General features: G+C 36.4%; 10 protein-coding genes. 5 read left to right on the forward strand and 5 right to left on the reverse strand.

All coding sequences use genetic code 11. The features are described from left to right. Positions 1-273: 273 nt before the first annotated feature. From AC3A54_RS00355 to AC3A54_RS00365, 3 genes are all read left to right on the forward strand, one after another. A complete protein-coding gene (locus AC3A54_RS00355; RefSeq protein WP_487652981.1) occupies positions 274-462 on the forward strand; it encodes a hypothetical protein in 189 nt (62 codons plus the stop codon). A 117-nt stretch (positions 463-579) separates the two neighbouring features. Beyond that, positions 580-759: a small, acid-soluble spore protein, H family gene (locus AC3A54_RS00360; RefSeq protein ID WP_487652982.1), complete on the forward strand. Its 180-nt coding sequence runs from the start codon at positions 580-582 to the stop codon at positions 757-759. Positions 760-986: 227 nt separating this feature from the next. After that, positions 987-2,666, forward strand: coding sequence for a putative bifunctional diguanylate cyclase/phosphodiesterase (locus AC3A54_RS00365; RefSeq protein ID WP_335545422.1), 1,680 nt, complete (start codon positions 987-989; stop codon positions 2,664-2,666). A 44-nt stretch (positions 2,667-2,710) separates the two neighbouring features. Here AC3A54_RS00365 and AC3A54_RS00370 read toward each other — a convergent pair whose 3' ends face one another. The 3 genes from AC3A54_RS00370 to AC3A54_RS00380 all read right to left on the reverse strand — a co-directional run bounded on the left by AC3A54_RS00370 (position 2,711) and on the right by AC3A54_RS00380 (position 5,279). Then, positions 2,711-3,856, reverse strand: a complete 1,146-nt coding sequence (locus AC3A54_RS00370) for an acyl-CoA dehydrogenase family protein (protein ID WP_420489839.1) — start codon at positions 3,854-3,856, stop codon at positions 2,711-2,713. Positions 3,857-3,975: 119 nt separating this feature from the next. Next, entirely contained in the window at positions 3,976-4,527 is a 552-nt protein-coding gene (sigX, locus tag AC3A54_RS00375; protein ID WP_487652983.1) for an RNA polymerase sigma factor SigX, read from the reverse strand. A 98-nt stretch (positions 4,528-4,625) separates the two neighbouring features. After that, positions 4,626-5,279 carry a potassium channel family protein gene (locus tag AC3A54_RS00380; RefSeq protein ID WP_308083604.1) on the reverse strand — a complete coding sequence of 218 codons (654 nt, stop codon included), beginning with the start codon at positions 5,277-5,279 and terminating at the stop codon, positions 4,626-4,628. A 476-nt stretch (positions 5,280-5,755) separates the two neighbouring features. On the opposite strand from AC3A54_RS00380, the gene AC3A54_RS00385 reads away from it, so the two are divergent. Both AC3A54_RS00385 and AC3A54_RS00390 read left to right on the forward strand, forming a co-directional pair. Then, positions 5,756-7,249: a nitrate/nitrite transporter gene (locus tag AC3A54_RS00385; protein ID WP_487652984.1), complete on the forward strand. Its 1,494-nt coding sequence runs from the start codon at positions 5,756-5,758 to the stop codon at positions 7,247-7,249. Between the two features lie 227 nt (positions 7,250-7,476). Then, positions 7,477-8,778 (forward strand): NarK family nitrate/nitrite MFS transporter, encoded by a 1,302-nt coding sequence (locus tag AC3A54_RS00390; protein WP_487652985.1) that lies wholly within the window; start codon positions 7,477-7,479, stop codon positions 8,776-8,778. A 53-nt stretch (positions 8,779-8,831) separates the two neighbouring features. On the opposite strand, the gene AC3A54_RS00395 is transcribed toward AC3A54_RS00390, so the two are convergent. Both AC3A54_RS00395 and fdhF read right to left on the reverse strand, forming a co-directional pair. Further along, positions 8,832-9,659, reverse strand: a complete 828-nt coding sequence (locus AC3A54_RS00395; RefSeq protein ID WP_487652986.1) for a 3D domain-containing protein — start codon at positions 9,657-9,659, stop codon at positions 8,832-8,834. Positions 9,660-9,904: 245 nt separating this feature from the next. Beyond that, positions 9,905-11,962, reverse strand: a complete 2,058-nt coding sequence (gene fdhF, locus AC3A54_RS00400) for a formate dehydrogenase subunit alpha (RefSeq protein WP_487652987.1) — start codon at positions 11,960-11,962, stop codon at positions 9,905-9,907. Between the last annotated feature and the right edge of the window lie 107 nt (positions 11,963-12,069).

The raw sequence follows: 12,069 nt of genomic DNA on the forward strand, positions 1-12,069 counted from the left end.
GATTTCGACATTTTCAATCTTACATCCTTGGAGTATACCCTTTATTTGATTTTCCCTTTTATCTTTATGTTAGACTCATGTTGGACATGACTCTTTTTCATTTATCATCTATATATGACGAAAGAAACTGTTAAAGGTTTCACAATTTTTTCGTTTCCTTAAAACAGATTCTTCATTTGTACGTTTAAGAGGAATCATTTCTACATATAATAAACCTCAAACGGTTGTGTAAGCAATATGAATTTAGACTTATCTTTTTAGGGGGATTGAAACATGCCTAGAATTAGGCCTGAATTTACAAAAAGTCCTTATTTTGTGGATGAACCGGGAAATTGGCATTTAAAACCGGGGGCTCCAAAGGCACTGAAAGTGGAATTTGAGAATTATTTGTCCAGTTTAGAGGATGTGGATGAACCTGGAACAATAAATGGAATTCAAATTGATTATCCTTTTTATCATTAATAATTCCTTAAAACGAGAGTCTATTACAGTCCACTTTATATAATAGAAGAAAGCTGTTAAAAACACCTAAAAAATCTAATTTTTTATATTAAATGACTAAATATAGGAGTGAATTCAATGAATGTTAATCGCGTAAAACAAATATTATCATCCACTAAAGATATTGATGTTAAATATAATGGTGCCTCAGTCTGGATTGATCAATTAAATGAAGATGGGAGAACCGCTACGGTTCACTTAAGAGGACCACTTGAAGAAAGGTCGACTGTTGAAATTGGAGAGTTAGTAGAAGAATAGAAGTTAATGCCACCTGGTTTCAACCGGGTGGCATTTTTCATTGTTTAGAAAAAAATATGAAAAGGTCCTAGTTTGGATAACTGAACGAGGCGCTTCCGCCTCTTGTTCTTTCTGTATCTTATTAAAGATTTATGAACTTTTTCGTATACATATTGTCATATGAAATGAACTAGTTCTATTATTAAAATATAATTCAAAAGGAAGTTTATGGGAGTGTATGTCGGAATATGACAATTAATAAGCGATGGTTTACCATTATCCTCATTTACCTAATTCCCCTTTTCTTAGATCAAACCAATCAATCTGAGGAACTTATTTGGCTTATCTATATTTTCCCTTCTGTATGGCTAGCCTTCTTTTACGGCTTAAAAGGCGGATTACATGCTGCATTATTTGGAACCTTGATTCATGGTATAAACGAGTTTATTGAAATCGTTTACAAACATAATGTTTATTCAATGAAGGAGGTTTGGAGTTTAACCATACTTACCCTTGTAAATATCACGGTAGCGATTACCATTGGGAGGTTAGTTGATAAATTAAAATCCGAGCAACACTCCTTACAAAAAGTAATAGCTAAGATGGAGTATATGGCCTATCACGATTATTTAACGGGATTACCCAATCGATGGCATTTTGAGATGAATTTAAAAACTGCCTTAGAGAAGGCATCTAAGACAAATTCATTAGTTGCTGTCCTTTTCGTCGACTTGGACAGGTTTAAGTTAATAAATGATAGTTTAGGGCACGCTGTAGGAGATCAATTATTAAAGGACGTTTCAAAGAGGATTCAACTCACAATAAAGGAAGAGGATTGTCTTGCACGACAAGGTGGAGACGAATTCATTTTATTTTTAACGGGTTCCACCACAAAAAAAGAAATTGAATCTATTGTCTCCTCCATCCATCAGTCCATACAATTGCCTTTTAAAATTGGAAGGCAGGAATATTTTATTTCTTCAAGTATTGGGATAAGTATATATCCAACTAATGGGTCTGTATGGGATGATTTAATTCAACAGGCAGACATCGCTATGTATACAGCTAAAGAAAATGGCGGAAATGGCTATCAATGGTATAACAGTGACATGCAACAAGAAATCCATGATATGGTTAAAATCGAAACGCAACTTAGGAAGGCATTAAAACAAAACGAATTCACATTAAACTATCAACCCTTAGTCGATATTAAAGATGGAAGGATCTTTGGATTTGAAGCACTCATTCGATGGAACAATGCCGATTTAGGTATGATTCCACCCTCAGAATTCATCTCTCTCGCTGAAGAAATAGGTATGATTAGTCAGCTTGGTGAATGGGTGTTAAAAGAAGCATGTATAAAAGCAAAAACCTTTTCTAAAATATGCCGGGAACCTATTCAAATTGCTGTAAATATCTCTTCCAAACAATTTCAAGAAGAAAACTTTGTAGAAATTGTTCAGCATGTACTATCAGAAACAAAACTTCCCCCTTTCCAGCTTGAACTTGAGATAACTGAAAGTGTTTCTATGGATAATATGGACACGGTAATTACTAAACTTAATTCATTAAAAGAAATGGGTATTAGTATTTCCATTGATGATTTTGGTACGGGATATTCTTCTATCAGTTATTTAAAATATCTTCCTGTTAATACATTAAAGATTGACCGTTCCTTTGTACAAAATATGTTAAATAACACAAAAGACAGGGCATTAGTGGAAAGTGTCATCTCTCTTGCAAAAAGCTTCGGTTTTAATGTAATCGCAGAGGGTGTTGAGACAGAAGAACAATTAGAGTTATTAAAATCCTTCGATTGTGGTTATGCACAAGGATATTTATTCTCTGCGCCACTACCGATGAAGGATTTATATAGACTATTTGAAGAAAACAAGAAAAAAGTTAGTGCCATTGAATATGTATCCTAGACTTGTATAATAACCAGCCGCTGGAAGAACGGCTGGTTTTATTACTAATCGACAGTACTGTATTTTGCAAGTAATTGAATTGTTGCATCGTCCATAGGCGGATTATGAAGTCCTGCTCTAACATCACGGTAATACCTTTGTAACGGATTACTGATTGACAAGCTTCTTGCACCGACTATTCTCATAGCTAAATCAACCACTGAAATAGCTGTATTAGTAACAGTTAATTTGGCAGCTCCTAATGCTGGACCTAACTTGCTCCTTTCCTCTTCATTTGAAAGGTCCCATTGTTTAGCTACTCCATATAGAAAATATTCTGCTTGCATCAACTTTAATTCTATTTCACCTATTTTTTGTTGTATGTTTGGTAATTCTATAATTGCTCCAGTGATACTATTTGGAGTATAATTTTTTGCAAATTCAATCGCATAACGCTTGGCTGCTTTGGCGATGCCAAGGTAACAGGCAGGGATATGGAGCAGCCACCCGTTTGCCCTCTTCCCTTCAATAACCAATCTTTCCACAAGAAACTCTTTTGGTACAATTACATCTTCAAGAATTAAATCATGACTTCCTGTTCCCCTAAGGGATATACTGTCCCACGTTTCATCAATACTTACTCCTTTTGTACCTCGGGGGATTAGAAAATTTCCTATGTTATCGGAATCATTTATGGTAGCAGAAACTATAAAATAATCAAGAACAGGCGACATGGTGGTAAAAGTTTTTCTTCCATTAATGACCCAGTTTTGATCTCTTTTTTCTGCCCTAGTTTCTGGTTTACCACCTCGAGTCGGACTCCCTGTATTTGGTTCAGTTGCAGCGCTATTTATTAAAGCACCACTTTTTACACGTTCACAAAGATATTTAAACATGCTCTCGTTCCATGAGTTCTTTTCATGTAGATTAAATATAATCCCCATGTGCCATCCAATGGAAAGTGCTGTGGCACCGTCACCCTCTGCTATTATTTCCTGTAAGCGAATAAATTCATAAAGAGATATTTCCTTTCCTTCATATTTAGTTGGAATTGTTAGAGTTGTGTAGCCCACATCTTTTAATTCCTGAATGTTTTCATATGGAAAACTTCCTTCTACATCCACCTGATGCGCCCTTGTTAGAAACTTTTTCGAAAGATTTCTCATGAGCTCCAATCGCTTTTCCATTGTCTCAACCGCTCGAAAGTCCACGTCATTCCCTCCCAAATCTATTTTAAAAAGTATATATTAATATTTACATTACCATAAAATTCTCATTGGGCTGTTTGAAAGCTACAAAAAAATAAAAAAGCAATCATGTGAATGCTTTTTTAGGAAATATATATATGTTTGTCACGTAATTCTTTTTCCTCTATCGTTACTTCCTCCATTAGTTTTTTTATCTTTTTTAATGCACGATGTTGAGTGGTCTTCACTTTGCTCTCTGACCATTCGAGTGCTACAGCAGTTTCACTAATGGACATTGAATGAATATATCTTAAAATTAATACCAATCGATAATCAATAGAACATTTATCTAAACAAGAATAAAGGATATGGATTTGTTCATTTTGAAGGGAAATTTCTTCAGGTAATGGTGATAAATCTTTAAATTCATTTTTATCCCAATCAAACGTACTAATAATTCTTTTTTTCCAGCCTAAATTCTTGCGAAAGGAATCAATGGCAACATGCCGGGCAATAGAGAATAGCCAAGTTTTTTCACTGCTCTTGCCTTGGAAAGTCCCATATGATTTAAATATTCGTATATATACTTCCTGTATGAGGTCTTCAGCTTGCTCACGGCTATTAACTAAATAATATAGAAAAGAAAAAAGGTCCTGATGATATTTTTCATAGAGCTCCTCAAATTGACCTGGCAAAAAATTCGCCCCCTTTCATTGGATAAGGCGAAATTTGGCCATTAAAAGTTACACTCCAGGGATAATTTTATTGTTTATCAATGTTTTAAAAAAAAAGATCATTCTAGATTTGCAAATTTTTCTAAGTCACGGTTTTCTCCTATCACTACTAATACATCACCATGATTTATGATCTTATCTGGTGATGGTGATATATTAATCTCATCTTCATGCCTGATAGCTATTACACTTAAATTAAACCTAGCCCTTAAGTCTAGCTCTCTTAATGTTTTTTCAATCATGTATTCAGGTATTTTCACTTCTTCCACACTATAGTTTTTTGAAATTTCAATGAAATTTAGCACTTTGGGTGAAAGTAACTGGTGGGCAACTCGCATACCCATATCCCTCTCAGGAAATACAACCCAATCGGCCCCTACCTTATCTAAAACCTGTCCATGAAGCTTATTTAAGGCTTTAGCAATTACCCTTTTTACTCCCAGTTCCTTTAAAAGTAAAACAGTGAGAATGCTTGCTTGTATATCGTTTCCTATAGCCACAACGACGGTATCAAAATTTCGTATACCGATAGATTTTAATGCTTCTGCATCTGTTGAATCCGCAATAACAGCATGCGTAACAAAAGAATGCGAATCTTCCACTCGTTCCTCATTTACATCCACACCTAACACTTCTTGTCCAGATTCGAATAACTTTTGAGCAATACTTATACCAAATCTACCTAGACCAATAACCGCGTATTGATTAGCCATTTTCAAGTCCCTCCTTGAACCCAACCTAAGAACATTAAGAAGATGGGTTATTTATACTACTTTTACCATTGGAAGAATAAAATATTTAGCTGTGTTAAAGAAGATTGTTGATTTTTATCTCCTGTTGATTGGAGCGGAAGGCACGAAGACTCCTGTGGGAGTATGGTTCAGGGGAGACCCCGCAGGCGCAAGCGCCGAGGAGGCTCGCCGAAACACCCACGGAAAGCGAAGTGCCTGGAGCGGAAATCAACAGGCAAGTGTAACAGAGCCAAATATTTAGCTCTTTGTTCACAGATACACAAAAAATGATAAAATAAATTTTATTTATCAAATGCACATTATGTGTCATACCTCACTGTATTATTTTAAAAAGTGTTCTATAATACTGAAGAAAATTTTTCCATAACTGAAGAGTATATAAGTAAGACAGGATGTTTTGGCAATAATAATACACATGGGAGTTAAGGGGGATAAATATGAATCAAGGAACAAAACAACTTTTTATTCAAACGGGAAGTCTTGTCGCAGGATTTATGGTTTGGGTGCTCATATCTTCGCTTATGCCTTATATAAAGGCAGATATACCGCTCTCATCCACAGAAATCGCTTGGGCAACAGCGGTACCGGTTATACTCGGGTCACTCCTTAGGGTTCCAATAGGTTATTGGACTAATCGCTATGGAGCACGCATACTATTCACAATTAGCTTTATCGTTTTACTGATTCCTATTGCAATTATTAGTTACGCAAATTCATTATTCATGTTAATACTTGGTGGTTTTATGCTTGGGATCGGTGGAGCAGTTTTTTCCATTGGTGTTACTTCTCTTCCTAAATATTATGAAAAAGCTAAGCATGGTTTCATAAATGGAATTTATGGAGCAGGAAACATTGGCACAGCTATTACCTCCTTTTCAGCACCAGTACTAGCCAACATGTATGGATGGAGAAATACCGTAAAGATTTTTTTAGTTATCATGTTAATCTTTACAATTGTCAATTTCTTATTTGGAGATAGGAAAGAAAAGAAAGTAAACAATTCTTTATCTGAACAAGTGAAAGAAGTATATAAAAATCCTAAACTTTGGTTTTTAAGTTTATTTTATTTTATTACGTTTGGTTCTTTCGTGGCGTTCACTATCTACTTACCGTCCTTCTTAGTTAATCATTTTGAACTAGATAAAGTTGATGCTGGTTTACGTACAGCTGGTTTTATAGCACTTGCAACATTTTTTAGACCAGTAGGCGGATGGCTAGGAGATAAAATTAATCCTTTTCTAATCCTAATGGCGGTTTTTTTCAGTTTAACTTTTGCAGGCTTTCTACTCTCATTTACCCCATCCTTACCTATTTATTCCTTTGGGTGTTTGTTAGTTGCTTTTTTCGCCGGCATTGGTAATGGTGCGATTTTTAAGCTTGTACCATTTTATTTTTCAAAGCAGGCTGGCATAGTAAATGGAATTGTTGCAGCAATGGGAGGATTAGGTGGTTTCTTCCCTCCAATCATTCTGACTATTCTATTTGATTGGACTGGTCATTACGCAATTGGATTTATGTCCCTTTCCGAGTTTTCACTTGCAAGTTTAGTCATTGTTGTTTGGCTATACTATCAGGATAAACTAGATATTTCTGCAAAAATCGTAAACCATGCTGTTGACGGTATTTGCGTTACAGATTTAAATGGAATAATTCAGAGCGTAAATCCGGCTTTTACAAGAATTACAGGTTTTAGTGAGGACGAAGTGGTTGGGAAAACACCTAGTGTCCTTCAATCTGGCGAACATGACAATGAATTTTATAAGCAAATGTGGAATCGTTTAAAAACAGAAGGATTTTGGGAAGGGTATATTTGGAATAAACGCAAAAATAATGAGATTTATAAAGAATGGTTAACTATTACTGCAATTAAAGATGATGTAGGGGATACAAAAAATTACGTTGGAATGTTCAATGAAGAAAAAGAATCGTAACGTAACTATATGTGATAAGCAGAGAGATCTTCATAGATGAAGGTCTCTTTTGTTTTGGGTGATAAATTTTAACAACTTTTTGTCAAACGAGCTGAGTTCACAGTTCCTTCACTATTTTTGTGACGAACGTCACAAAAATCATGTTACCATGTGTCTTATAGTAATAACACAAGGAACAACATGATATTTGTGAATGAATTAGATTGCACATATAGGAGGAAAAAATCATGGCTCGAATTAATTATTGGAATCCAGAAGATGAAAAGTTCTGGAATGAAGAAGGAAGAAAACACGCTAAAAGAAATTTATGGATCTCCGTCCCGTCTTTGATGCTTGCATTTATTGTATGGCAAATATGGTCAGTTGTAGCCGTCAGACTTAACGATATTGGCTTCCATTTTACAGAAGAACAATTATTCACACTTGCTGCTATACCAGGCCTTGTTGGTGCGACACTCCGCTTTGTATATACATTTGCAGTTGGGTCTTTTGGTGGTAAAAATTGGACAGTGATTTCAACAGCAATCTTAGCCATACCAGCAATCGGAATAGGTTTTGCAGTCCAAAATCCTGATACACCATTTTCAATCATGCTTCTCCTTGCAGCCCTTTGTGGTCTAGGTGGAGGAAGTTTTTCATCATCTTCAGCAAACATAAGTTTCTTCTTTCCAAAAAAGGAAAAAGGAACAGCTCTTGGAATTAATGGCGGCTTAGGAAATATGGGTGTATCTGTCGTACAGTTTGTCACACCATTAATTATTACATCAGGAACTTTTGCACTGGTTGGCGATAAACAAGTTTTAGCAAATGGTCAAGAAGTATGGTTACAAAACGCGGCGTTTATCTGGGTCATTCCCATTGTCATTATGACACTTTTAGCAATCTTTAAAATGGATAACGTTCCAGGAGCAAAGCAATCCGTTGCTGATCAATTTGTGGTTGTAAAACGGAAACACACTTGGATTATGACAGCACTTTATGTAGCTACCTTTGGTTCATTTATTGGTTACTCAGCTGCATTCCCACTTTTATTAAAATCTCAATTTCCTGAACACATTTCACTTGCCTTCCTTGGGGCATTAGTGGCAGCTGCAGCACGACCTGTGGGCGGCTGGATAGCTGACAAAATTGGCGGCGCGAAAGTAACGGCTTATGTCTTAGTTATAATGGGAATTGGTGCAGCAGGTGTTATTTACTTCTTAAATGACAAACAATTTGCTGGATTCTTAATTGCTTTCCTAGTTCTTTTCCTTGCAACTGGAATCGGCTCAGGCTCAACGTTTCAAATGATTCCAACCATCTTTATTCCAAAAGAGGCAGCACCTGTAATCGGTTTTTCTGCAGCATTTGCAGCATATGGTTCATTCTTTATTCCTAAGTTATTTGGATGGTCTGTTAAGGCAACTGGAACACCTGTTACTGCGTTCTATTTCTTTATTGGATTCTATGTTGTCGCATTTGGTTTGAACTGGTTCTTCTACCAAAGAAAAACAATCACAGCCAAAACACTTGTAAAACAAGCCGGCTAATCCGGCTTGTTTTTTTATCACAAAAAAACTGCCAAATTCGGCAGTTTTTTGTTTTAATCTAATATTTTAACTTTTATTTCCTTCCTACCCCATTCAAGTGCTTTTTCTTCTGAAGGGATAAAAACGTCAATTCGGTTCCCTTTGATTGCTCCACCTGTATCTGATGCGATTGCTTCACCGTATCCCTCAACCAGAACTTTACTTCCTAGTGGAATGACAGAGGGGTCAACTGCAATTACCTTGGCACCTGGGTTAGCATTTAAATCAAGTCCTGTTGCAGTAGTTCCGCTGCACCCTTCACACGATGCTGTATATGCAGTAGCCTTAACGGTGATTTCCTTTGAAGTTTCCTCTGCTTTTGTTGTTACTGGAACTACAGGTTTACTAGCAACACTTGTTGAAGCGGTCTCCACTTTTGTCTCCTCGCTCTTTGGCGTATTTGATTCCTTAGTAGAAACTTCCGGAGCTTTTGAGACTACTGGAGCTTTTGCTGGTTCAACCATCTTCCCAGAAGAAAAGTTATTTATTTCATCATAGATCACTAATTGTAACCCTGGATGAATCAGATCAGTATTTAATTTATTCCATTCTTTAATCATTGCAACCGATACTTGATATTCCTTTGCAATATCCCAAAGTGTATCATCCTTCACCACTGTGTATTGCTTTTCAGTTGCAATCGTTAATACATCCCCAGGATGAATAAGGTCAGTGGAAAGGTGATTCCACTTTTGAATGTTTTCGACAGATGTATTATGTACACGAGAAAGATCCCATAAGGTATCTCCATTTTGTACAGTTAACTCTGCCGCTTGTACATTAGCACCTACAGTTCCTGAGAGTGCAACAACTGCAATGAAAGTTCTAATTTTATTTATCATTTTTTTACCTCCCATGTTCTTTCGCAGCTAACTTTAATCATCTTAACATGAAATTTTTTGATACAAAGAACAAGGGCATGTTAATTCGTTTACAAGAATGGCAGTTATATTACAATAACATTTCCGAACAGCTGTATCATAGAAGTTTAATGAAATCATTTCCTACAGTGGGAATTTTTGTACATAATAGATAAAAAATAATAGTGCAGGTTTAACCCTGCACTATTTTACAAAAATATTCTCTTTTAAATTCTCGAGATTGCAACAGCACATGCTTTATATTCCGCTGTCCCGGATATTGGATCATACTCATTTAATGTTAAGACATTCGTAGGTGTTTCACTCCAGTGGAAACTCATAAAAACAAGTCCAGGAACCACTTGATCGGTTACCTTCGCCTTAACCTTAAGTTCACCTCTTCGAGATCGAACCTGAACGATCTCCCCATCCGAAATTCCTAGTTTAGTTGCATCTTCTGGATGTATATCGACTGTCTCTTCTGTTTGCTTGACTTTTACTCCAGTAGCATAGTAGCGTGTTTGAGTGTGGGTATTATATGACTCATAGCGCCGTCCAGTCGTTAGCGTAAAAGGATATTCATTATCTGGCAGCTCTAAAGGCTTTGTATAGTCAACAGGCACGAATGGCGCTTTTTTCACCACAGTGTCTTGTTGATGGAACCTCTCATGCATAACAAATGTGCCTGGATGGACTTCATCAGGGCAAGGATAATGAAGACTATACTCATTTTCCAGTCTCTCATAAGAAATTCCACCGTACATTTCCCAAGCTAACCTTCTTACTTCATTCCAAATTTCCTCACTATTTTCATAATGCATTGAATAGCCCATCAGGGTAGACAGTTCACAAAGGATTTCCCAGTCTTCTTTTGTATTAGGGTGTGCATCAACAGCTTTTCGAACGCGTTGAATTCTTCTATCTGTATTTGTATATGTCCCTTCTACTTCTCCCCAGGATCGGGCAGGTAAAACAACATCAGCTAATTTAGCTGTTTCTGTTAAGAAAATATCTTGCACAATTAATAAATCAAGCTTTTTAAATATTTCTTTTGTATGGTTCATATGGACATCGGCTAGGATTGGATTTTCTCCAATGACATAGAGTGCCTTTAACTCACCCATCTCTAAACGGTCAAAGGTACGTGTTTGTGTGTCACCCGCCTGTGGATTAAGGACCACATTCCATTCCTTCTCAAAACGTGCTCTGAATTCATCATTTGCCAGGCTCAATGCTCCAGTCAACTGGTTCGGTAAACATCCCATGTCACCGGCACCCTGGACATTATTTTGCCCTCTTAGTGGCATAATTCCTGCACCTTGTTTACCAATATTACCTGTTAGTAAGGCTAAATTCGCAATATCAAATACATTATTTACCCCACAATGGTGTTCAGTAATGCCCAATGTATATGCAATCATGGAACCATTCGAAGCAGCATATTCTCTAGCAGTTGCTATAATATCCTCAGCTTTTACACCGGTTATTGCAGCAGCATATTCAGGAGTGTACGGATCCACCTGTTTTTTTAATTTTTCAAAGTCAACAGTAAACTGCTCAATAAACGTTGGATCAAATAGATTTTCTTCCAAAATGACTCGTATGAAGGCATTTATAAGAGCAATGTCAGAACCTACATTAATTTGTAAATGGCGATGTGCCACTTTTACCATATCTATTTTCCTTGGATCTATGACAATTATCTTTAATCCTGACTTTGCTGCTTTCTTGATTCGATTGGCTATAATAGGATGTGCTTCTGTTGTGTTTGAACCCATTAGAAGTAAAACTTCTGCCTTTTCAAAATCTTCAAGTGTATTCGTTGGGAAACCGCTTCCAAAAACAGTTGCCAGACCGGCAACGCTAGGAGCATGTCACGTTCGGTTACAACCATCTATATTGTTACTATTAATAACTGTCCTCATAAACTTTTGTGTAATGAAATTGGATTCATTTGTACTTCTTGCACAGGCAAACATGCTAATAGCATTTGAGCCCCAAGTATTTTTAATTTGATCTAGATTCTTCGCAATATATTGATAGGCTTCTTCCCATGTTGTTTCCACCAGCTTACCAGCTTTACGGATCAGTGGCGACGTTAACCTATTCTTGGCATGCACATATTCATAGGCAAATGCACCTTTTACACATGTTTGCCCCTTATTTACAGGTGCTTCCTTGTCACCTCGTATTTTCATTATTTTATTGTCCTGAACTTCCAGGACTAAGCCACAACCTGTACCACAATAGCCGCATATTGTTTTAACAAAGTTTGGTTCCCCCACGTTCTTTCCTCCCTTACAATCATTATTACCTATATAACTATCTTAATCTATTTATTACATTTGTAGCTTTCTTTTTTACGAAAATTATGGCATTTTTTCGACGGAAT

The organism is Neobacillus sp. Soil_C_43 (assembly GCF_057656715.1).

Bases quoted from the DNA above. Each gene is read 5' to 3' on its own strand.
- AC3A54_RS00355 (WP_487652981.1), top strand. From the start codon at position 274: ATGCCTAGAATTAGGCCTGAATTTACAAAAAGTCCTTATTTTGTGGAT.
- AC3A54_RS00360 (WP_487652982.1), top strand. From the start codon at position 580: ATGAATGTTAATCGCGTAAAACAAATATTATCATCCACTAAAGATATT.
- AC3A54_RS00365 (WP_335545422.1), top strand. From the start codon at position 987: ATGACAATTAATAAGCGATGGTTTACCATTATCCTCATTTACCTAATT.
- AC3A54_RS00380 (WP_308083604.1), bottom strand. From the start codon at position 5,279: ATGGCTAATCAATACGCGGTTATTGGTCTAGGTAGATTTGGTATAAGT.
- AC3A54_RS00385 (WP_487652984.1), top strand. From the start codon at position 5,756: ATGAATCAAGGAACAAAACAACTTTTTATTCAAACGGGAAGTCTTGTC.
- AC3A54_RS00390 (WP_487652985.1), top strand. From the start codon at position 7,477: ATGGCTCGAATTAATTATTGGAATCCAGAAGATGAAAAGTTCTGGAAT.
- AC3A54_RS00395 (WP_487652986.1), bottom strand. From the start codon at position 9,659: ATGATAAATAAAATTAGAACTTTCATTGCAGTTGTTGCACTCTCAGGA.